We start from the raw sequence: 24,927 nt of genomic DNA on the forward strand, positions 1-24,927 counted from the left end.
CCCTGCCCAAGTCGCTGCACATCGCCGCCCCCTCCGCGCATGTGGACTGGACGGCGGGCGACGTACGGCTGCTCACCGAGCCGGAGGCATGGCCCGAGACCGGCCGCCCGCGCCGCGCCGGGGTCTCCGCGTTCGGCGTCAGCGGTACGAACGCGCATGTCATCGTCGAGCAGGCACCGGCCAGCGAGGCACCGGCCAGCGAGGCACCGGCCGTCGCGGGACCGGCCAGCGAGGCACCGGCCAGCGAGGCACCGGCCACCGAGGCACCGGTGGAGGGGACCGCCGAACCCGCCGCCGAACCCGCCGTCACCCCGGCCCTCGTGCCGTGGATCGTCTCCGGCAGGACCCGCGAGGCGCTCCGGGCCCAGATCGACCGGGTCACCTCCTTCGCCGCGGCGCACGGCGGCCTGTCCGCGCTGGACATCGGCCGCTCGCTCGCCACGGACCGCACGCTCTTCCCGCACCGCGCGGTACTGCTGGCCGGCCCCGACGGCGTACGGGAGAGCGCGCGCGGCGTCGCGGGCCGCGCCCCCGGCACCACCGCGTTCCTCTTCTCCGGCCAGGGCAGCCAGCGCGGCGCCATGGGCCGCGAGCTGTACGAGCGGTTCCCGGTCTTCGCCGAGGCCCTCGACGCGGTCCTCGCCCATCTGGACACGGAGCTGGAATTCCCGCTCAGGGAAGTGCTGTTCGCCGACCCGGGCACCTTCGAGGCGGAGCTGCTCGACGAGACGGGATGGACCCAGCCCGCGCTGTTCGCGGTCGAGGTCGCGCTGTTCCGGCTCGCCGAATCCTGGGACCTCACCCCGGACTTCGTGGCCGGACACTCCATCGGCGAGATCGCCGCCGCGCACGTGGCGGGGGTGTTCCCCCTGGCGGACGCCTGCCGGCTGGTCGCGGCCCGCGCCACGCTCATGCAGGCGCTCCCGCAGGGCGGCGCGATGGTCGCCCTCCAGGCCACCGAGGACGAGGTCGCCCCGCTGCTGGACGGCGACGTCTCCATCGCGGCCGTCAACGGCCCGCGCGCGCTGGTCGTCGCCGGTGCGGAGGACGCCGTGCTGGAGATCGCCGAGGTGTTCGCCTCCGACGGCCGCCGCACCAGGCGGCTGCGGGTCTCGCACGCCTTCCACTCGCCGCTGATGGACCCGATGCTCGCGGACTTCGCCCGGGTCACCGAGTCGCTCACCTACGACGAGCCCCGTATCCCGGTGGTCTCCAACCTGACCGGCGCCCTGGCGACGGCGGACGAACTGCGCTCGCCCGCCTACTGGGTACGGCACGTACGCGAAGCCGTACGGTTCGCCGACGGCGTGCGCACCCTGCGCGACGCCGGGGTCGGCACGTTCGTGGAACTGGGCCCCGACGGTGTGCTCGCCGCGATGGCCCAGCAGAGCCTGGACGGTGTCGAACCCGCGCCCGCGGTGGTGCCTCTCCTGCGCAAGGACCAGGGCGAGGAGGCGGCCGTGGCCGCCGCGCTGGCCGCACTGCACACGCACGGCACGGGACCGCGCTGGGCCGCCTTCTTCGAGGGCCTGGGCGCGCGCCGGGTCGAGCTGCCGACGTACGCCTTCCAGCGCGAGCGGTACTGGCCCGAGCCCGCCGCGCTCGCCGCCGCCGGCGCGCCCGACCCGGCGGACGCCGAGTTCTGGTCGGCGGTGGAGCGCGCGGACCTGGAGTCGCTGGCCGCCTCGCTGGACCTGGACGGCGACACCGTCACCACGATGGTGCCCGCGCTCTCCGCCTGGCGCCGCCGCCGTGGCGAGCTGTCCGCCGGTGCCAACTGGCGCTACCACGAGACCTGGACACCGCTCGCCGTACCGGCCGCGACCGCGCCGGCCGGCGACTGGCTGGTGATCGTGGCGGAGGGCGACGAATCGCCATGGCTCTCCGCCGCCGTCGGGGCGCTGCGCACGGGCACGGCACGGCTGGACACGGTCGCGGCCGACCCCGCCGGCCCGAGCGGACTGGCGCAACGGCTGGCCGCGGCGCGCGCGGACCGGGACGGGGCCCGCTACGCCGGCGTCGTCTCCCTGCTCGCCGCCGCGGACACGGCCGCGACCGACGCCGGGGACCTGCCGGCGGACGCCGCCTGGCCCGACGCGCTGCTGACCGCGCTGACCGAGGCGGGGATCGACGCGCCGCTGTGGTGCGCCACCCGTGGCGCCGTCTCCGTGGCCCCCTCCGAACCACCGCTCAGCGCCGGACAGGCCGCCGTCTGGGGCCGGGGCCGGGTCACCGCCCTGGAGCACCCGGACCGCTGGGGCGGCCTGATCGACCTCCCCGGTACGGTCGACGACCGGACGGCCGAGATCTTCGCCACGATTCTGACGCACCGTCAGGAAGGCGACGGAGAGGACCAGATCGCGGTCCGCGCCGACGGAGCCCTCGGACGCAGGCTGGTCCGTACGACCACCTCGCCGGCCAACCCGTCCGGCGCCTCCTGGCGGCCCACCGGCTCCGTCCTCATCACCGGCGGTACGGGAACGATGGGCGGCCGGGCCGCCCGCAGGCTGGCCCGCGAGGGCGCCAGGCATCTCCTGCTGACCGGCCGTCACGCCGCCGACCTCGCCGGGGCCGACGCGCTGGAAGCGGAACTGAAGCGGCTCGGCGCCACCGTCACCTTCGCTGTCTGCGACCTCTCGGACCCCTCCGGCCCCTCGGACCCCTCCGGCCACGCGGCGCTGAGCGCACTGCTCGCCGCGCTTCCCGAGGACGCGCCGCTGACCGCGGTGATCCACGCGGAGGAGGCACCCGCCACCGGCACCGCCGGCCTCGCCGCCGCGGCGGCCGGACTCGGCCGGCTCGACACCGTCCTCGGCGACCGGCCGCTCGACGCGTTCGTCCTCTTCGGCACGGTCGCCGGGGTCTGGGGCGTCCGTGGCCGGGCGGACGAGGCCGCGCTCGGCGCGTACCTCGACGCCTTCGCCCGGCGGCGCCGCGCCCGGGGAGCCACCGCGCTCTCCGTCTCCTGGAGCGCCTGGTCGGACGTGGTCGACACCACCATGGCCGCGCACCTGCGGATGAACGGACTGCCCGTCCTGGACGCCGACGCGGCGCTCGCCGCGCTCGGCAGGGCCGTCGCGGACGGCGAGGCCGCCGTGACCGTGGCCGATGTGCGCTGGGAGACCTTCGCGCCGGCCCACACCGCGGCGCGCCCGAGCGCCCTGCTGGCGGACCTGCCCGAAGCGCGCGAGGCCCTCGCGCCGGCCGCACGCGACCGCGGTGACGAGGCGCCCGCCGCCGGCGCCTACCGGCAGCGGCTGCTGGAACTGCCCGAGGCGGAGCGTGCCGACGCCCTGCTCACCCTGGTCACCGACAAGGTCGCCGTGGTACTCGGACATCCGGACACCGCGGTCGTCGAGCCCGATCTGCCCTTCCGCGACCTCGGGTTCGACTCGCTGACCGCCGTCGACCTGCGCAACCAGCTCACGGCGAGCACCGGCGTCACCCTGCCCGCCACCCTGGTCTTCGACCACCCGACCCCGGCCGAACTGGCGGGCCGTCTGCGCGGCCTGCTGCTCGGCGAACTGCCCGACGCAGAGGCCCCCGTGGCGGCCTCGGCCCGGAGCGGCGACGACCCCGTCGTCATCGTCGGCATGGCCTGCCGCTACCCCGGCGGTGTCGGCTCGCCCGAGGACCTGTGGCAGCTCGTCATGGACGAGACCGACGCCGTGGGCGAGTTCCCCACCGACCGCGGCTGGGACCTCGACACGCTGCTCGGCGGCCCGCCCGAGGGCGGACGCGGACGCAGCACCACCGGAAACGGCGGCTTCCTCTACGACGCCGCCGACTTCGACCCCGGAGTCTTCGGCATCTCGCCGCGCGAGGCCATCGTGATGGACCCGCAGCAGCGCATCGTGCTCGAAGCGGCCTGGGAGGCGCTGGAGCGGTCGGGCATCGACGCGGCGACCCTGCGGGGCAGCACCACCGGCGTCTATGTCGGCGGCGGCAGCGGCGACTACCGGCCGCCGGCCGAGGCGGGCCAGTGGGAGACGGCCCAGTCGGCGAGCCTCCTGTCCGGCCGGCTCGCGTACTCCTTCGGTCTCCAGGGACCGACGGTCTCCGTCGACACCGCCTGCTCCTCGTCGCTGGTCGCCCTGCATCTGGCGGCGCAGGCACTGCGCTCGGGAGAGTGCTCCCTCGCGCTGGCCGGCGGGGTGACCGTGATGGCCACCCCGGCGGGCTTCGTCGAATTCAGCGCCCAGGGCGCGCTGTCGCCCGACGGCCGCTGCAAGGCGTTCTCCGAGGACGCGGACGGCACCGGCTGGTCCGAGGGCGTGGGCATGCTCGTCGTCGAGCGGCTCTCCGACGCCCGGCGCAACGGCCACCACGTCCTGGCGGTCCTGCGCGGCTCCGCCATCAACCAGGACGGCGCCTCCAACGGACTGACCGCGCCCAGCGGACCCGCCCAGCAGCGGGTGATCCGGCAGGCGCTCGCCAACTCCGGCCTCACCGGCGCCGAGGTGGACGCCGTCGAGGCCCACGGCACCGGCACCAGGCTCGGCGACCCGATCGAGGCGCAGGCGCTGCTGGCGACCTACGGCCAGGACCGCGAGCCGGGGCGCCCGGTGCTGCTCGGCTCGCTGAAGTCCAACATCGGCCACACCCAGGCCGCCTCCGGAGTCGGCGGCGTGATCAAGATGGTGATGGCGATGCGGCACGGCACCCTGCCGAAGTCGCTCCACACCGAGACCCCGACCTCGCACGTGGACTGGACGGCGGGCGCCGCCCGGCTGCTCACCGAACCGGTCGCCTGGCCCGAGTCGGACCGCCCGCGCCGCGCCGGCGTCTCCTCGTTCGGCGCCAGCGGCACCAACGCCCACGTCGTCCTGGAACAGGCGCCCGCCGGGGCCGCCCCGGCACCCACCGCGCCCGGAGCGCCCGACCGCGAGGCGCGGACGCTGCCGGTCCTGCTCTCCGGCAAGTCCGCCAACGCGCTGCGGGCCCAGGCGCGCAGGCTGCTCGCCCAGGTGACGGCGCGGCCCGGCACCCCGCTGACCGACCTGGCGTACTCGCTCGCGACGACCCGCACGGTCCTCGACCACCGCGCCGCGCTGACGGTCACCGGCCGGGACGGACTGCTCGCGGGACTCGCCGCGCTGGCCGACGGCGCCACCGCCTCGGACCTGGTCGAGCACCAGGTGGAGCGGGCCGGAAAGAGCGCGTTCCTCTTCTCCGGACAGGGCTCGCAGCGGATCGGCATGGGCCGCGAACTGTACGAGGCGTTCCCGGTGTTCGCCGAGGCGCTCGACACCGTACTGACCGCGCTGGACGCCGAGCCGGCGCGTTCACCGCGTGCGGTGATGTGGGGCGAGGACGCCGAGGCGCTGAACGAGACGGGCGCCGCCCAGCCCGCGCTGTTCGCCGTCGAGGTGGCGCTCTTCCGGCTGATGGAGTCCTGGGACCTGAGGCCGGACTTCGTCGCCGGCCACTCGATCGGTGAGATCGCCGCGGCACATGTGGCTGGGGTGTTCTCGCTGGAGGACGCGGCCCGGCTGGTGGTCGCGCGGGCCCGGCTGATGCGGGCCCTGCCGGCCGGTGGCGCGATGGCCGCCGTCCAGGCCACCGAGGAGGAGGTCCTGCCGCTGCTGTCGGATCGGGTCTCCGTGGCGGCGGTCAACGGCCCCACGTCTCTGGTGATCTCCGGTGCCGAGGACGCGGTCCTGGAGGTCGCGGCCCGGCTGGAGGCCCAGGGCCGCAAGACGAACAGGCTGCGCGTCTCGCACGCTTTCCACTCGCCGCTGATGGACCCGATGCTGGACGAGTTCCGCGCCGTGGTCGCCGGGCTGTCGCTCCGGGCGCCTCGTGTCCCCGTCGTATCGAACCTGACGGGCCGTCTCGCGTCGGCCGAGGAGCTGTGCTCGGCCGAGTACTGGGTGCGCCACGTCCGCGAGGCCGTCCGCTTCGCCGACGGCGTACGGACCATGGCGGAGCGCGGCGTGACCACGTTCCTGGAGCTGGGCCCGGACGGCATCCTCGCCGCGCTCGCCCAGGAGACGGCGCCGCGCGACGCCGTGGCCGTACCGGTCCTGCGCAAGGGCCGGGGTGAGGAGATCACGCTCGTCACCGCGCTCGCCCGGCTGCATGTCCACGGGGTGAGCCCCCGCTGGCCCGCGTTCTTCGCGGGCACCGGGGCCCAGTGGCTGGACCTGCCCACGTACGCCTTCCAGCACGGCCGGTTCTGGCCGGACGTCATGCCGGGCGCCGCCGCCACCGACGCCGCCGCGCGGGAGACGGAGACCACGGACCGCGCGTTCTGGGACGCCGTGGAGCAGGAGGACTTCGCCTCGCTGGAATCCGCGCTGGACGTCGAGAGCGACGCCCTGTCGAAGGTGCTCCCCGCCCTGATGGACTGGCGCAGGCAGCGGAACGACGAATCGGTCGTCGACGGCTGGCGCCACCGGATCGTCTGGAAGGCACTGGCCGGCGCGTCCCTCGCCCACCGCAAGCCGCTGACGGGCACCTGGCTCGCCGTGGTCCCCGCCGAACTGACCGGCGACGCCTGGGTGTCCGGCGCGCTCGACGCGCTCGGCACCACGGTCGTACGGCTGGCCGCGGACGCCCCCGACCGGGCCGCACTGGCCGGGGAACTGCGCGACGCCGCCGCGAGCGCGCACGCCGAGGACGGCACGCGCTTCGCCGGTGTCCTCTCGCTCCTGGCACTGCGCGAGACCCTCACGGGCAGCGTGCCCGGGGGAACCGCCCTCACCGCCGTACTGCTCCAGGCACTCGGCGACGCCGGGATCGACGCGCCGCTGTGGTGCGCCACCCGGGGTGCCGTGTCCGTGAACCGCGCCGACGGCGCGCACCGCCCGCTCCAGGCCGCGGTATGGGGCCTCGGCCGGGTCGCCGCGCTGGAGTACCCGGAGCGCTGGGGCGGTCTGGTCGACCTCCCCGGGACACTCGACGAGCGCGCCGCCGCCGGCTTCGCCGCGGTGCTCGCGGGCCTCGACGGCGAGGACCAGGTGGCGGTACGTACTTCCGCGGTCCTCGCCCGGCGCCTCGTACGGGCGCCCGGCAAGCGGCCCGCCCGCGCCTGGGACCCGGACGGCACCGTCCTGATCACCGGCGGCACCGGCGCCCTCGGCGGCCAGGTCGCCCGCCGGCTCGCCGGGGACGGCGCCCAGCGCCTGGTGCTGCTCAGCCGGAGCGGCCCCGGGGCACCGGGCGCCGACGCCCTGCGCGCCGAACTCGACGCCCTCGGCACGGCCGTCACGATCACGGCCTGCGATGTCGCCGACCGCGCCCAACTGGCCGCCGTACTGGACGGCATCCCGGCGGAGCACCCGCTCACCGGCGTGGTCCACGCGGCCGGTGTCCTGGACGACGGAGTGCTCGACCGGCTCACCCCCGAGCGGTTCGAGGCGGTCTTCCGCGCGAAGGTCACCTCGGCCCTCCTGCTCGACGAACTGACCCGTGGACGGGACCTCGCGGCGTTCGTGCTCTTCTCCTCCGCCTCCGCGGCCGTGGGCAACCCCGGCCAGGCCAACTACGCCGCCGCCAACGCGATCCTGGACGCCCTGGCCGAACGGCGCCGCGCACAGGACCTGCCCGCCACCTCCATCGCCTGGGGCGCCTGGGGCGGCGGCGGAATGGCCGGCGGCGCCGGGGCCGACGAGGCCGCCGCGCGCGCCGGGATCGGCGCCATGGACCCGGACCTGGCCTGCGAGGCGCTGCTCCGGCTGGTCATGGAGTCCGAGCCGACCGCGGTCGTCGCCGACGTCGCCCTGGACCGGTTCGTCGGAGCCTTCGGCGCGGCCAGGCCGAGTGCGCTGCTCCGCGAACTCCCCGGCTACGACGAGAGGGTGGCCGCCACGGCGGCGCCCGGCGGCGGCGCGGCCGAGAGCGGTCTGCGGGAGCGGCTCACGGGCCTCCCGGCGAACCGGCGGCTGGAGACGGTCGTGGAGCTCGTCCGCACCCGGGCGGCGCAGGTGCTCGGCTACCCGGACACGGACGCCGTCGGCGCCGAACGGTCCTTCCGCGACCTCGGGGTGGACTCGCTCGGAGCCGTCGAACTGCGCAACCAGCTCAGCACGGCGACCGGCCTGAGCCTGTCCGCGACGCTCGTCTTCGACCACCCGACGCCCACGGCCCTCGCCGGCCGCCTGCTCGGCGAGCTGATCCCCGACGAGGCGGACGGGGCCGGGGCCGACGGCGAGGAAGCGGAGATCCGGGCCCTGCTGGCGTCCGTACCGCTCGCGCGGCTGCGGGACATCGGCGTGCTGGAACCGCTCCTCCAACTGGCGGGACGGGGCGGGACGGCCCCCGAGCCGGACGAGGAGACCGACGACACCGACGAGTCCATCGACGCGATGGCAGTGGCAGACCTGGTGCGGGCCGCGCTCAACGGCCAGTCCGACGCGTAGCGCGAGAGAGTGATGGAGCAGACCATGAACGCCCCCACCGAGAAAGCCCCCGACGCCAACGTCGTGGAAGCGCTCCGCGCCGCGATGAAGGAGGCGGAGCGGCTGCGGCGGCAGAACCGCATGTTCGTCGCCGCGGCCAGGGAACCCATCGCCATCGTCGGAATGAGCTGCCGGTTCCCCGGCGGCGCGCATTCCCCCGAAGGACTCTGGGACCTCGTCGCCTCCGGCACCGACGCCATCTCCGGATTCCCCGCCGACCGGCGCTGGGACCTGGACGCGCTGCGCGACAGCACCACCGACGCGCGCGACACCTCCGTCAGCCAGCAGGGCGGATTCCTCAGCACCGTCGCCGACTTCGACCCGGGCTTCTTCGGGATCTCGCCCCGCGAGGCCGTCACCATGGACCCGCAGCAGCGGCTGCTGCTGGAGACCACCTGGGAGGCCATCGAGCGGTCCGGGATCGACGCCACCCGGCTGCGCGGCACCCGCACCGGCGCGTTCATCGGCACCAACGGCCAGGACTACGCCTATCTGCTGGTCAGGTCGCTGGACGACGCGACAGGCGACGTCGGCACCGGCATCGCGGCCAGCGCCGTGTCCGGCCGGCTCTCGTACACCCTCGGGCTCGAAGGCCCGGCCATCACCGTCGACACCGCCTGCTCGTCCTCCCTGGTCGCCCTCCACCTCGCCGTGCAGTCGCTGCGCAACGGCGAATGCGGACTCGCGCTCGCGGGCGGCGTCAATGTGATGTCCACCCCCGGCTCGCTCATCGAGTTCAGCCGGCAGGGCGGGCTCGCCAGGGACGGCCGCTGCAAGGCGTTCTCCGAGTCGGCCGACGGCACCGGCTGGTCCGAGGGCGCGGGCGTCCTGATGCTGGAGCGGCTCTCCGACGCGCGGCGCGAAGGGCACCCGGTCCTCGCCGTCATCCGGGGCTCCGCCGTCAACCAGGACGGTGCCTCCAACGGCTTCACCGCGCCCAACGGCCCCTCGCAGCAGCGGGTGATCCGGCAGGCCCTCGCCAACGCCGGACTCACCCCGGCCGACGTGGACGCCGTGGAGGCACACGGGACGGGCACCCCGCTGGGCGACCCCATCGAGGCGCAGAGCCTGCTCGCGAGCTATGGCCAGGACCGGGAACATCCGCTGCTGCTCGGCTCGGTCAAGTCCAACATCGGTCACACCCAGGCCGCTTCGGGCGTCGCGGGCGTCATCAAGATGGTCATGGCGATGCGGCACGGCGTGGTGCCGAAGACGCTGCACGCCGACGAACCGTCGTCGCACGTCGACTGGTCGTCGGGCAAAGTCGAACTGCTCACCGAGGCGCGCCCCTGGCCGGACGCGGGCCGTCCGCGCCGTACGGGCGTCTCCTCGTTCGGGGTCAGCGGCACCAACGCGCATGTGATCATCGAGCAGGCGCCGGACGCCGGGGAGCCCACGGCCCCGCGGGACGAGACCGCTCCCGGCCGCCGCGCGACCGCGCTCCCGTGGGTCATCTCGGGTCGGACCGCCGAGGCGCTGCGCGACCAGGCGGCCGCGCTGCTGAGCAGGCTGGAGGCCGAGCCCGGTACGCGCGCGCTGGACACCGCGCTCTCGCTCGCGACCTCCAGGGCGAGCCTGGAACACCGTCTCGCCGTCGTCACGGACGAGGACGGCGGGGCGGGACGCGCGGCGCTGGCGAGCTGGATCGAGAACGGCGCGACGGCCGGCGCCGTCGAGGGCACGGTCGCGGCACGCGCGAAGAGCGCGGTGCTGTTCTCCGGCCAGGGCAGCCAGCGGCTCGGGATGGGCCGCGAACTGTACGAGAGCTTCCCGGTGTTCGCCGAGGCGCTGGACACCGTACTGGCACAGCTGGACGGCGAGTTGGACCGTCCGCTGCGCGAGGTCATCTGGGGCGACGACACGGAGGCGCTCGACGACACCGGCTTCACCCAGCCCGCGCTGTTCGCGATCGAGGTGGCGCTGTTCCGGCTGGTGGAGTCATGGGGGGTGGTCCCGGACTTCGTGGCGGGGCATTCGATCGGTGAGATCGCGGCGGCCCATGTGGCGGGGGTGTTCTCGCTGACGGACGCCTGCGCGCTCGTGGCCGCGCGGGCGCGGCTGATGCGGGCGCTGCCCCCGGGCGGCGCGATGGTCGCCGTCCGGGCCACCGAGGACGAGGTGCTGCCGCTGCTGTCCGGCGAGGTGTCGGTCGCCGCCGTCAACGGCCCGGCCTCCCTGGTGATCTCCGGCGGCGAGGACGCCGTCCTCAAGGCCGCCGCGCGGCTGGGGGAGCAGGGCCGCAGGACGAGCAGGCTCCGGGTCTCGCACGCGTTCCACTCGCCGTTGATGGACCCGATGCTGGACGAGTTCCGCGCCGTCGCGCGGGGCCTCGCCTACGCGGAGCCCGTCATCCCCGTCGTATCGAACCTGACGGGCCGTCTCGCGTCGGCCGGGGAGCTGTGCTCCGCCGAGTACTGGGTGCGGCATGTCCGCGAGGCCGTCCGGTTCGGCGACGGTGTGCGGACGCTGGCCGAGCAGGGCGTGACCGTCTTCCTGGAGCTGGGTCCCGACGGTGTGCTGTCGGCCATGGCCCAGGAGTCCGTGCCGGACGGCGCCGTGACCGTACCGGTGCTCCGCAAGGACCACCCCGAGGAGACCTCGGCCGTCGGGGCCCTCGCCCGCCTGCACGTCCACGGCGTACGCGTGGCATGGCCGGCGTTCTTCGCGGGCACCGGCGCCCGGCTGGTGGATCTGCCGACCTACGCCTTCCAGCACGAGCGCTTCTGGCCGAAGACGACCTTCCGGCCGGCCGACGCGACCGGTCTCGGACTGGCCTCCGCCGACCACCCGCTGCTGGGCGCCGCCATGTCCGTGGCCGGCTCCGACGAACTCCTGCTGACCGGCACCCTCTCGCTCGCCACCCATCCGTGGCTGGCCGACCATGTCGTCAGCGGAATGGTCTTCTTCCCCGGCACCGGATTCCTCGAACTCGCGATCAGGGCCGCCGACCAGGCGGGCTGCGACCGCGTCGAGGAACTGATGCTCGCCGCCCCGCTCATCCTGCCCCGCACCGGCGCCGTCCAGGTGCAGATCTCCGTCGGCGGCGCGGACGACGAGGGCCGCCGCGAGCTGCGCTTCTACACCCGCCCCGCCGCCGCGCCCGACGACGAGTGGACCCTGCACGCCTCCGGCCGGATCGGGAGCGGCGAGCGGATCCTCGGCTTCGACGGGTCCGTATGGCCGCCCAAGGGCGCGACCGTGGTGGACATCGAGGGGCTGTACGACCGTTACGCGGGCAACGGACTCGACTACGGACCGGTCTTCCGCGGCCTGCGCGCGGTCTGGCGCCGGGGCGAGGAGATCTTCGCCGAGGTCGCCCTCGACCGGGCGGTCGGCGACGCCACCGACTTCGGCATGCACCCGGCACTGCTCGACTCCGTCCTGCACAGCACCGTGTTCGCCAGCGCGGACGGCGACGACCGCAGCCTGCTGCCCTTCGCCTGGAACGGCGTTTCCCTGCACGCCTCCGGAGCGTCGGCGCTGCGCGTCCGGATCACCGGCAACGGCCAGGACTCCGTCCAACTGGCCGCCGTCGACGTCCAGGGCGAACCCGTCATCTCGGTGGACTCGCTGCTCCTGCGGGCGGCGGGCCCCCAGGCGGCCGACAGCGGACGCCGGGACGAACTGAACTCTCTCTTCCGCGTCGACTGGGTGCCCGGCACCCCGGAGAAGGTCACCGAGGACACCGGATGGGTGGTGCTCGGCGCGGACCCACTGGGCCTGACGGCCGCCCTCGCCTCGACCGGCGCGACCCGGCTCGGCGCACCGGCGCGTACGCTCGCCGAGCTGACCGCCCGCGACGAGGCGTCGGTGCCGGGGACCGTGCTCGTACCGCTCCGGGGCGACAGCGCGCGCGGCGCCGAGTCCGCGCACGAACTCGCCCACTACGCGCTGACGTTGGTGCGCGAATGGCTGGCCGAGGAGCGCTTCGCGGACTCGCGGCTGGTGTTCGTCACCCGGGGCGCGGTCGAGGACGGCGCCACGGACGTCACCGATGTCGCCGCCGCCCCCGTATGGGGTCTGGTGCGCTCGGCGCAGGCCGAGAACCCCGGCCGGTTCCTGCTGGTGGACGCCGACGACACCGCCGACTCGGCGGCCGTACTGCCCACGCTGCCGGGGCTGGTGGCCGCCGGCGAGCCGCAGGCCGTGGTCCGCGCGGGCGCGCTGCGCGTCGGCCGGCTCGCCCGGCTGGAGTCGGGTACGGGCCTCGTGCCGCCGGCCGGAGGGCCATGGCGGCTGGGCAGCAGGGCGAAGGGAAGTCTCGACGGGCTGACCCTGGCCCCGTTCCCCGAGGTCCTCGAACCGCTGACCGGCCACGACGTACGCGTCGAGGTCCGCGCGGCCGGAGTGAACTTCCGCGATGTCCTCAACGCCCTGGGCATGTACCCGGGCGACGCCGGGCTGTTCGGCTCCGAGGCGGCCGGTGTCGTGGTCGGGACCGGACCCGAGGTGACCGGTCTGCGGGTCGGCGACCGGGTCATGGGCATGCTCTTCGGCGGCTTCGGCACCCATGTGGTGGGCCACGAGCACATGATGACCCGCGTACCGGACACCTGGTCGTGGGAGACGGCGGCCTCGATGCCGCTCGTGTTCCTGACCGCGTACTACGCGCTGGTGGAGCTGGGCGGGTTGCGGTGTGGTGAGCGGGTGCTGATCCATGCCGGTGCGGGTGGTGTGGGTATGGCGGCGGTCCAGGTGGCGAACCATCTGGGTGCCGAGGTCTTCGCGACGGCGAGCGAGGGCAAGTGGGATGTCCTGCGGTCGCTGGGCGTGGCCGAGGATCACCTCGCCTCGTCGCGTACGACGGACTTCGAGGCGGCCTTCGCGCGGGTGAGCGGTGGTGACGGTGTCGATGTCGTACTGAACTCGCTGGCCGGTGAGTTCGTGGACGCGTCGCTGCGGCTGACCGGTCCCGGCGGCCGGTTCCTGGAGATGGGCAAGACCGATATCCGCGAGGCCGCCGATCTGCCGGACGGCGTGCACTACCAGGCGTTCGACCTCGGCTGGGTGGAACCGGACGGCATCCAGCGGATGCTGCTCACGCTGGGCGAGCTGTTCGAACGCGGCGTACTGGAGCCGCTGCCGGTGCGGTCGTGGGACGTACGCCGGGCGCGTGACGCGTTCCGTTTCATGAGCATGGCCAAGCACATCGGGAAGATCGTGCTGACCATGCCGCCGGTATGGAACGCCGAGGGTACGGTCCTGATCACCGGTGGCACGGGCGGTCTTGGCGGTGTGCTGGCCCGCCATCTGGTGGCCGAGCGCGGCGTACGGCACCTGATCCTCACCAGCAGGCGCGGCGCGGAGGCCCCCGGAGCCGCCGAACTGGCCGCGGAGCTGCGGACCCGGGGGGCCGAGGTGTCGGTCGCCGCCTGCGACGTGGCGGACCGGGCCGCGCTGGCCGGACTGCTGGCGTCCGTGCCCGCCGCGCACCCGCTGACGGCCGTGGTGCACACGGCGGGTGTGCTGGACGACGGCATCGTCGGCTCGCTGACCCCCGAACGCCTGGCCGGTGTGCTGCGTCCCAAGGTCGACGCGGCGTGGCACCTCCACGAGCTGACCCGCGATCTCGACCTGGCCGCGTTCGTGCTGTACTCGTCCACCGCCGGCGTCATGGGCAGCCCCGGACAGGCCAACTACGCGGGAGGCAACACCTTCCTGGACGCCCTGGCCGCGCACCGCCGCGCCCAGGGGCTGCCCGCGCTCTCGCTGGCCTGGGGCGCCTGGGAGCAGGGCGTGGGCATGACCAGCACGCTGGAGGACCAGGACGTACGCCGGGTCGGCGGCGGCTCCGGAATGCCGCTGCTCCCGGTGGAACAGGGCCTGGCGCTGTTCGACGCCGCCACCGCGAGCGACGAGGCGCTGATCGTCCCGCTCTCCCTCGGCGGCGGCGCGATCCCCTCGGCGGCCGGCGTCCCGGCCCTCCTGCGCGGACTCGTACGGACCGGCCGCCGCGCCGCGAAGAGCGGAGCCGCCGGAGTGTCCCGCGCGGGCCTCGTCGAGCGGCTGGCCGCGCTGCGCGAGAACGAGCGGCCCCGGCTGCTGACCGATCTCGTCCGCGCCGAGGCGGCGGTGGTGCTGGCGCACTCCTCGCCCGAGGCCATTTCCGTGGAACGGGAGTTCAGGCAGCTCGGCTTCGACTCCCTGACGGCCGTCGAACTGCGCAACCGGCTGGCGTCCGCCACCGGACTGACCCTGCCCGCCACCCTCATCTTCGACTACCCGACCCCGGCCAGGCTCGCCGCGTACCTCCTCGATGAACTGGTCGGCGAGGACGACGTCGCGGCCGTCACCACGCGCGAGTCGCGCGACAGCGCCGACGCCACCGGCGATCCGATCGCGATCGTCGGCATGAGCTGCCGCTTCCCCGGCGGCGTGGAGTCCCCCGAAGGACTCTGGGAGCTGGTGCTCTCCGGCGGCGACGCCATCTCCGGCTTCCCCGACGACCGGGGCTGGGAGGCCGACGCGTCCATCGGCGCGGTCGAGGGCCAGGGCGGATTCCTGCGGAACGTCGCCGACTTCGACGCCGGATTCTTCGGTATCTCGCCGCGCGAGGCCCTCGCCATGGACCCGCAGCAGCGCGTCCTGCTCGAAGTCGCCTGGGAGGCCGCGGAACGGGCGGGCATCGCCCCGGCCACCCTGCGCGGCAGCCGCACCGGCGTCTTCGTCGGCGTCAGCGGCCAGGACTACGCCGGTCTCGTCATGCGGTCGAAGGACGACATGGCGGGCCACGCCACCACCGGCCTCGCGGTCAGCGTCGTCTCCGGCCGGCTCGCCTACGCGCTGGGGCTGGAAGGCCCGGCGATGTCGGTCGACACGGCCTGCTCGTCGTCCCTCGTCTCGCTGCACCTCGCCACCCAGGCACTGCGCGGCGGTGAGTGCTCGCTCGCCCTCGCGGGCGGCGTGACGGTGATGACCACCTCCGCGAACTTCGCCGGCTTCTCCCGGATGGGCGGACTGGCCGGGGACGGCCGCTGCAAGGCGTTCTCCGAGTCGGCCGACGGCACCGGCTGGTCCGAGGGCGCGGCCGTGCTGGTGCTGGAGCGGCTGTCGGACGCGCGGCGCAACGGACACCGGGTGCTCGCGGTCGTACGGGGCAGCGCCGTCAACCAGGACGGCGCCTCGAACGGTCTGACGGCCCCCAACGGGCCCGCGCAGCAGCGGGTGATCCGGCAGGCGCTCGCCAACGCCGGGCTCTCCCCGGCCGAGGTCGACGCGGTGGAGGCACACGGCACCGGCACACCGCTCGGCGACCCGATCGAGGCACAGGCGCTGCTGGCCACCTACGGCCAGGACCGCGACCGGGACCTGCCGCTGCTGCTGGGCTCCGTGAAGTCCAACATCGGCCACACCCAGGCCGCCGCGGGCGCCGCCGGACTGGTGAAGATGGTGATGGCGCTGCGCCACGGGACGCTCCCGAGGACGCTGCACCTGACCGAGCCGTCGAGCCATGTCGACTGGTCGGCGGGGGCCGTGGAACTGCTCGCCGACACCACCGCGTGGCCGGAGACCGGACGCGCCCGCAGGGCGGGCGTCTCGTCCTTCGGGATCAGCGGCACGAACGCGCATGTGGTGCTGGAGCAGGCGGACACGGAGCAGCTTGCGGACACGGAGCAGCCTGTGGCCGCGGAGCGGCAGGCCGGCCCGGAGCCGGACCGGGCCGGCGCCGACCGCGCGCCGGCCACGCCCGTGGCCGTCCCGCGCGCCGTGCCGTGGCTCGTGTCGGCCACGAGCGAAGCGGCGCTGGACGGACAGATCGACCGGCTCAGGGCCTTCGCGCGGGAGCACCCCGAGTGCTCCGCCGTGGACGTCGGCCACTCGCTGGCGACGGGCCGTTCGGTCTTCGAGCACCGCGCGGTACTGCTGGCGACCGACGAGGGCGTCTCGGACGTCGCCCGTGGCCTCGCCACCGAGCCGTCACTGGCGGTGCTGTTCTCCGGGCAGGGCTCGCAGCGGCCGGGCATGGGCCGTGAGCTGTACGGCCGGTTCCCCGTCTTCGCCGAGGCGCTCGACTCCGTACTGGCCGCGCTGGACGCCGAGTCGGGGTCCGGGCCCGGTCGTTCGCCGCGCGAGGTCATCTGGGGCGACGACGCGGAGGCGCTCGATGACACCGGCTTCGCGCAGCCCGCGCTGTTCGCGGTCGAGGTGGCGCTGTTCCGGCTCGTGGAGTCCTGGGGCGTGCGGCCCGACGTCGTCGCCGGTCACTCGATCGGCGAGATCGCGGCGGCGCATGTGGCGGGGGTGTTCTCGCTGTCCGACGCGGCCCGTCTGGTGGCGGCCCGTGCCCGGCTGATGGCGGCGCTGCCGGCCGGCGGCGCGATGGCCGCCGTCCGGGCCACCGAGGAGGAGGTGCTGCCGCTGCTGTCGGCCGAGGTGTCGGTCGCCGCCGTCAACGGCCCCTCGTCGGTGGTGATCTCCGGCGCGCAGGACACCGTGCGCGAGGTGACGGCCCGACTGGAGGCGCGGGGACGCAGGACGAGCGGGCTCCGGGTCTCGCACGCGTTCCACTCGCCGCTGATGGACCCGATGCTGGACGAGTTCCGCACCGTCGCGGAGGGCCTGGCGTACGCCGAACCGTCCCTTCCCGTCGTGTCCAACCTGACGGGCGGCCCCGCGTCGGCGGGCGAGCTGTGCTCGGCCGAGTACTGGGTACGCCATGCCCGCGAGGCCGTGCGCTTCGCCGACGGGGTGCGCGCGCTCGCCGACCGCGGCGTCGGTACGTTCCTTGAGCTGGGCCCGGACGGGGTGCTCTCCGCGATGGCACGTGAGTCCCTGCCCGCCACCGCCGTGGTGGTCCCGGCGCTGCGCAAGGACCGCGACGAAGAAGCCGCGCTGGTCACCGCCGTGGCCCGGCTGCATGTCGCGGGCGTCTCCGTCGACTGGACCGGGATCCTCGCGGGCACCGGGGCCCGGCAGGTCGATCTGCCGACCTACGCCTTCCAGCGCGAACGGTTCTGGCCCGAGGTGGTGGAGGCCGCGCCCGCCGACGGTACGGACCCGGCTGACGCGGAGTTCTGGGCCGCGGTGGAGCGCGAGGACCTGGACTCCCTCGCGGCCGGCCTCGACGTGGACGGCGACTCGCTCGGGGCCGTACTGCCCGCGCTGTCGTCGTGGCGTACCCGGCGCAAGGCCCGTTCCACCGTGAACGCGTGGCGCTACCGCGAGAGCTGGAAGCCCCTGACCGTCAGCGGCTCCACGGCCACCCCGGCCGGGACCTGGCTGGTACTGGCACCCCCGGCACCGGTCGCCGACGCGTGGGTGACCGCGCTGATCGACGGGCTCGGCCCGGCGGCCGTCCGGGTCGACATCGAGGCATCGGACATCGAGGCATCCGGCAGCGGCGCGCTCGGCATCGACGCGTCCGGCGGCGGCCTGGCAGCCCGGCTGGCAGAGGCCGCCGCGGGCGCCCCGGCTGAGATCACGGGTGTGGTGTCGCTGCTCGCCCTGGACGAGACGGCCGGCCCCGCCGGGGTGCCCGCCGGGCTGATCGCCACCGCCGCGCTCCCGCGCGCGCTCGGCGACGCGGGCATCGCGGCCCCCCTCTGGGCCGTCACCCGCGGCGCCGTCTCACCCGTACGCTCCGAGCCGCCGGCCGGCCTGGCGCAGGCCGCCGTCTGGGGCCTCGGCCGGGTCGCGGCGCTCGAACACCCCCGTCAGTGGGGCGGGCTGGCCGATCTGCCCGAGGAGCTGGACGAGCGGTCCGTACGGCGGTTCCTCGCCGTCCTGGGCGGCCGGGACGGCGAGGACCAGGTGGCCGTCCGCGCCTCGGGCGTGTTCGGCCGCAGGATGGTGCCCGCGCCCGGCACCGGGAGCGCCGGGTCCGCCGAGGAGCGGTGGCGGCCGTCCGGCACCGTGCTCATCACCGGCGGTACGGGCGCGCTCGGCGCCCGCGTCGCACGCCGGCTGGCGGGCGACGGCGTCCGGCATCTCGTCCTGCTGAGCCGCCGCGGCCCCGACGCGCCAGGCGCCGAGGAACTGCGGGCGGAACTGACCGCTCTCGGCGCGCGGGTCACCCTCACCGCCTGCGACGCCGCCGACAGGGAGCAGCTGACGCGGGTCCTCGCCGCGGTCCCCGAGGACAGCCCGCTGACGGGCGTGGTGCACACGGCGGGTGTCCTGGACGACGGGGTGCTGGCAGGGCTGACGGCCGAACGGTTCGAGACGGTGTTCCGCGCGAAGGCCGCTCCGGCGCTGCTGCTCGACGAACTGACCCGGGATCTCGATCTGACGGTGTTCGCGCTGTTCTCCTCGGTGGCGGGCGCCGTGGGCAACCCGGGCCAGGCCAACTACGCCGCCGCCAACACCGTCCTCGACGCGCTGGCCGAGCGGCGAAGGTCGCTCGGGCTGCCGGCGACCTCGATCGCCTGGGGCGCGTGGGACGGCGACGGCATGGCCGCGCGGGGCACCCACCTCGGCATGGCCGCCCACCAGGCGGACGCCGCCGCTCCGACGGCAGGAGCCGGCGCGCTCGACCCGGCCCTCGCCGTCTCCGCGCTGCTCCGTGTCGTGGTGGAGCCCGAGCCGACCGTGGTCCTCGCCGACCTCCAGCAACCACGGCTGCTGAGCGCGCTGCTGAGCCTGCGCCCCAGCCCGCTGCTCGCCGATCTGCCCGAGGCGCGCACGGCGCTGACAGCGGTACGGGACGCGCGGCGCGAGAGCGAATCGGCCGCGTCAGGACTCCGCGAGCGGCTGCGCGCCGCGACCGGGGCCGACCGGACCGCCGTACTGCTCACCGCCGTCCGTACCCAGGCGGCGGCCGTACTGGGACACACCGGAGCCGACGCGATCAGGGGCGACAAGGCCTTCCGCGACCTCGGCTTCGACTCGCTGACCGCCGTCGAACTGAGCAACCGCCTCGCCGAGACGACCGGTCTCGCCCTCCCCGCCGGGCTGGTCTTCGACTATCCGAACCCGCACGCGCTCGCCGGCCATCTCCTCACCGAACTGCTCGGCGAGGAGGCGGGGGAGCGGACAGGACCCGACGCCCCGGGCACGGTTCCCGCCCCGTCCGCCGAGGTCACCGACGACCCGGTCGTCATCGTCGGCATGGCCTGCCGCTTCCCCGGCGGCGTGCGCTCGCCCGAGGACCTGTGGCAGCTGCTCACCGAAGGCCGGGACGGCATCGCGGAGTTCCCCACGGACCGCGGCTGGAACCTCGATGTCCTCGCGGGCGACGGCCAGGGCCGCAGCGCCACGCGCGAGGGCGGATTCCTCTACGAGGCCGCCGACTTCGACCCGGACTTCTTCGGCATCTCACCGCGCGAGGCCCTCGCCATGGACCCCCAGCAGCGACTGCTGCTGGAGACCGCGTGGGAGGCGTTCGAGCGCACCGGGACCGACCCGGCCTCGCTGCGCGGCAGCCAGACCGGGGTGTTCGTCGGCACCAACGGCCAGGACTACGCCAACCTGATCCTCCGGGCGAACGAGGACGTCGAGGCGCACGCGGGCACCGGCCTGGCCGCCAGTGTCATCTCCGGCAGGCTCTCCTACGCCTTCGGCTTCGAGGGCCCCGCCGTCACCGTGGACACCGCCTGCTCCTCCTCCCTGGTCGCGCTGCACTGGGCCGCCCAGGCCCTGCGCGCCGGGGAGTGCTCCATGGCGCTGGTCGGCGGCGTCACCGTCATGTCGACCTCGACCAGCTTCGCCGGGTTCACCCGCCAGGGCGGTCTGGCCCCGGACGGACGCTGCAAGGCGTTCTCCGACTCGGCCGACGGCACCGGCTGGTCGGAGGGCGTCGGCGTGCTGGTCGTCGAGCGGCTGTCCGACGCCCGGCGAGGCGGCCACGAGATCCTGGCCGTGCTGCGCGGTTCCGCCGTCAACCAGGACGGCGCGTCGAACGGGCTGACCGCCCCCAACGGCCCCTCCCAGCAGCGGGTGATCCGCCAGGCCCTCGCCGCCGGCGGGCTCACACCCTCGGACGTGGACGCCGTCGAGGCCCATGGCACCGGCACCACCCTGGGCGACCCCATCGAGGCGGGCGCCCTCCTCGCGACATACGGACGTGACCGCGACCCCGGGCGGCCCCTGCTGCTCGGCTCCGTGAAGTCGAACCTCGGCCACACCCAGGCCGCCGCGGGCGTCGCCGGTGTACTGAAGACGGTGCTGGCGCTCCGGCACGGCGAGCTGCCCAGGACGCTGCATGTCAGCGAGCCCTCGACCCGGGTCGACTGGTCGTCGGGCGCGGTGGAACTGCTCACCGAGCGTCGGGAGTGGCCGGAGACCGGGCGCGCCCGCAGGGCCGGTGTGTCGTCCTTCGGGATCAGCGGCACCAACGCGCACGTGGTCCTCGAACAGGCCCCGCGCGCCGAGCCGGTGGCACCGTCCCCGGCTCCCGGGGTGACACCGGCCGCCGTGCCGTGGCCCGTCTCGGCCAGGAGCGAAGCCGCGCTGGACGCACAGCTGGACCGGCTGCGCTCCTTCGTGGCGGACCGCCCCGGGCTCTCCCCGCTCGACCTCGGTCTCTCGCTGGCAGGGAGCCGGTCGTCCTTCGACCACCGTGCCGTGCTCATCGCCCCGGGCCTCGGCGCGGCCGCGGACGCGTCCGCGCCGCAGGTCGCCAGGGGAGTGGCCGTGGAACGGCCGACGGCGGTCCTCTTCTCCGGCCAGGGCAGCCAGCGGCTGGGAATGGGCCGTGAGCTCTATGAGCGCTTCCCGGTCTTCGCCGACGCGCTCGACTCCGTACTCGCCCATCTGGAAGGGGAGTTGCCCCGCCCGCTGCGCGAGGTGATCTGGGGGGACGACGCCGCCACGCTGAACCGCACCGCGTACACCCAGCCCGCGCTGTTCGCGATCGAGGTGGCGCTGTTCCGGCTGGTGGAGTCGTGGGGCGTGGCCCCGGATTTCGTGGCGGGCCACTCGGTCGGTGAGATCGCCGCCGCGCATGTGGCCGGGGTGTTCTCGCTGGCGGACGCGGCCCGGCTGGTCGCGGCCCGCGCCCGGCTGATGGAGGCGCTGCCCGAGGGCGGAGCCATGGTCGCGGTGGAGGCCACCGAGGACGAGGTACGGCCGCTGCTCCGCGCCGAGGTCGCGGTCGCCGCCGTCAACGGCCCCATGGCGGTGGTCGTCTCCGGCGCCGAGGACCAGGTCCTGAAGACCGCGGAACGCCTGGCGGACACCGGACGCAGGACGACCAGGCTCCCGGTGAGCCACGCGTTCCACTCGCCCCTGATGGACCCGATGCTGGACGGATTCCGTACGGTCGCCGAGAAGCTCACCTTCGAGGAGCCCCGTATCCCGGTCGTCTCGAACCTGACCGGCGAACCGGCCACGGCCGGTGAACTCTCCCGCGCCGACTACTGGGTACGGCACGTCCGCGAGCCGGTCCGCTTCGCCGACGGGGTACGGACCCTCGCCGGCCGGGGCGTCGGCACGTTCCTGGAGCTGGGCCCGGACGGCGTGCTCTCCGCCCTGGTCCGCGCGTCCGTACCGGACGACGCGGTCGTCGTGCCCGTCCTGCGCGAGGACAGGTCCGAGGAACTGACCGCCGTCACCGCGCTCGCCCAGTTGCACGCGCACGGTGTCACCACCGACTGGGCGGGGATCTTCGCCGGCACGGGCGCGCGCCGGGTGGAGCTGCCGACCTACGCCTTCCAGCACGCGCGCTACTGGCCCTCGGTGGCGCGGGCGGCGGCGGGCGACGCCACCGGCCTCGGCCTGGTGGCCGCGGGTCATCCGCTGCTGGGCGCGGCGACGACCGTGGCCGGCTCCGACGACGTGGTGCTGACGGGCCGGCTCTCGCTCGCAGCGCTCCCCTGGCTGGAGGCCCACCGGATCTCCGGCGGGCCCGTACCGCTGCCCGCCGCGGCCTTCGCCGAACTGGCCGTACGCGCCGGTGACGAGGTGGGCCGCGCGCTGATCGAGGAACTGACCGTGGAGACCGGCCTGTTCGTGCCCGAGGAGGGCGCGGTACGGATCCAGGTGCGGGTGGGCGCCGCCGACGAGACCGGCCGCCGCACCCTGGACGTGCACGCCCGCCCGGAGGCGGGAGCGGATCTGCCGTGGATCCGGCACGCCACCGGCGTGCTGGCCGCCGAGGACGGAGCGGCGACACCGGACCCGGAGTTCGACACCGCCCTCTGGCCGCCGGCCGGTGCCAGGGCCGTCGAGTGCGAGGGGGACGACGCCGGTCCGCGCACCGCCTGGCGGCGGGACGGCGCGGTGTTCGCGGAAGTCGCGCTGGACGAAGAGGCGGGCCGGGACGGCGCGTTCACGATCCATCCGACCCTGCTGGACGCCGCCGTGCGCGCGGCGGGGCTGCTGGACGACGTCACCACGGCCGGGGACGCCGAAGCGTTCGCCTGGCACGGGCTGACCCTGCACGCGGGCGCCGCCACGGCGCTGCGGGTACGGCTGACCGCCACCGGCCGGGACACCGTGTCGCTGGCGGCCGTCGACGTGGACGGCGCGCCGGTGGTCTCCGTACGCTCGCTCGCTCTCCGCCCGGCCACCGTCGCGGCTCCCGTCGCGGCGGGAGCCGGCGGAGAGGCGGCCGCGCTGCTCGGCGTGGTCTGGGAGCCGGCGCCCGCCCCGGCGGTCCCCGCGTCCTCCGCCGGTCTCCGCTGGGCGGTCGTCGGCGCGGACCCGGTGGGCCTGGCGACCGCGCTGGACATGGCGCGTACGGCGGAGGCGGTGCCCGTCGTACGCACCGGATCCCTGGCCGAACTCCTCGGCTCCGAAGGGCCGTTGCCCGACGTCGTGCTGGCACCGGTCATCGGGGACGCGTCCGGCGCCGGGCACATGGCCGCAGCCATGCGGACCACGACGGCCACCGCCCTCGACCTGCTGCGCGCCTGGTCCGCCGATGAGCGGACCGCGGGGTCGCGGCTGGTGTTCGTCACCCGGCGCGCGGTCGGCGTCGGCACCGAGGACGTACGGGACCTGGCCGCCGCCCCCGTATGGGGCCTGGTCCGCTCCGCCCAGTCGGAGGAGCCCGGCTCCTTCCCGCTGCTCGACCTCGACGACCGCGACGGCGCCGACGTCCTGGGCGCGGCCCTCACCGCCCTGCCCGGCCTCCTGGCGGCCGGTGAGACCCAGACGGCGCTGCGCGACGGCGCCCTGCGGGTCGCCCGGCTCGCCCGGCTGCCCGAGAACGGCGTCACCGCGCCGCCCGGCCGGGTCAGGTCCTGGGACCGCGACGGCACGGTCCTGATCACCGGCGGCACCGGCGGCCTCGGCAGCGCACTCGCCAGGCATCTGGTGACCGCGCACGGCATGAGGCACCTGCTGCTGGCCGGCCGGAGCGGCCCCAACGCGCCCGGCGCCGAGGAACTGCGGGCCGAACTGACCGCACACGGCGCCGAGATCACCATCGCCGCCTGCGACGTCGCCGACCGTACGGCGCTCGACGCGCTGCTGGCCGCCGTACCGGCCGCACACCCGCTGACCGCCGTGGTGCACACCGCGGGCGTGCTCGGCGACGCCACCATCGGCTCGCTCACCCCCGCGCTGGTCGACCGGATACTGCGTCCGAAGGCGGACGGGGCCTGGGAGCTGCACGAGGCGACCCGCGCACTCGTCCCCGATCTGGCCGGGTTCATCCTGTACTCCTCGATCGCCGGGATCACCGGCGGCCGGGGACAGGGCAACTACGCCGCCGCCAACACGTTCCTGGACGCGCTGGCCGGGCACCGCGCCGCCCTCGGTCTGCCCGCACTGTCGCTCGCCTGGGGCCCCTGGACCTCGGACACCGGGATGACGGGCACCCTGAACGGCACCCAGCTGCGCCGGCTGTCCCGCTCCGACCTCGCCCCGCTCCCGGTGGCACAGGGCCTCGCGCTCTTCGACGCGGCGAGCGCCCGCGACGACGTACTGGCCGTGCCGGTACGGATCGCCACCGGCGCGGACCAGGAGACGACCCCCGCGACGGCCGAGGTCCCCGCGATCCTGCGCGGCCTGACCCGCGCCAAGCGCCGTACGGCCGCCGCCAGGAGCCGTGCCGGCGGTCTGACGCGGCGCCTGGCAGAGCTGAACGCGCGGGAGCGGGAAGCGGCCCTGGTGGAGCTGGTGCGGACCGAGACCGCCGCCGTACTGGGCCACGCCACCCCGGACGACGTCCCCGCCGACCGGGACTTCAGCCGGCTGGGCTTCGACTCGCTGATGGCGGTGGAACTGCGCACCAGGCTGACCGCGGCCACGGGGGTACGGCTCTCCGCCACGCTCGTGTTCGACCACCCCACACCGCTCGCCGTCGCCGCGCATCTGACGCCGGCGCTGTTCGGCGCGGACACCTCCGGCCCGGACGGCTCGCCGCTCGCCGCGCTCGGCCTGCTGGAGGCGGCGCTCACCGACGGCGCACTCGACGAGGTCACCACGACCGGAGTCGCCGGACGGCTGCGCCGGCTCCTCGCGCGGTGCGACGCGGCCGCCCCGGAGACCGGCGGAGCCGTGGTCACCGAACGGATCGAGGCCGCGAGCGCCGACGAGATCCTCGCCTTCATCGACAACGAGCTCGGCAGGTCGACGGATTCCTGACAGGGGCCCACTCCCTTCGCACGCGATACATCTGAGGAAGGTTCACGGACGATGC

At 75.2% G+C, this 24,927-nt stretch carries 2 protein-coding genes (1 of these 2 only partly in view); both read left to right on the forward strand.

Features of this window, described 5'->3' with window-relative positions; translation table 11 throughout:
• Positions 1-8,363, forward strand: partial view of a type I polyketide synthase gene (locus tag ACZ7LS_RS34285; RefSeq protein ID WP_385135246.1) — the final stretch only. It extends 20,323 nt beyond the left edge of the window; only the last 8,363 of its 28,686 coding nucleotides appear in the window; its start codon lies off the left edge, out of view; the stop codon is at positions 8,361-8,363.
• Between the two features lie 24 nt (positions 8,364-8,387).
• Complete coding sequence (locus tag ACZ7LS_RS34290) at positions 8,388-24,872, forward strand: type I polyketide synthase (RefSeq protein WP_385341701.1); 16,485 nt, start codon at positions 8,388-8,390, stop codon at positions 24,870-24,872.
• Positions 24,873-24,927 lie beyond the last annotated feature (55 nt).

This window comes from Streptomyces sp. NPDC039430 (assembly GCF_055639435.1).

Coding starts and splice junctions, on each gene's coding strand:
- ACZ7LS_RS34290 (WP_385341701.1), top strand. CDS start 8,388: ATGAACGCCCCCACCGAGAAAGCCCCCGACGCCAACGTCGTGGAAGCG.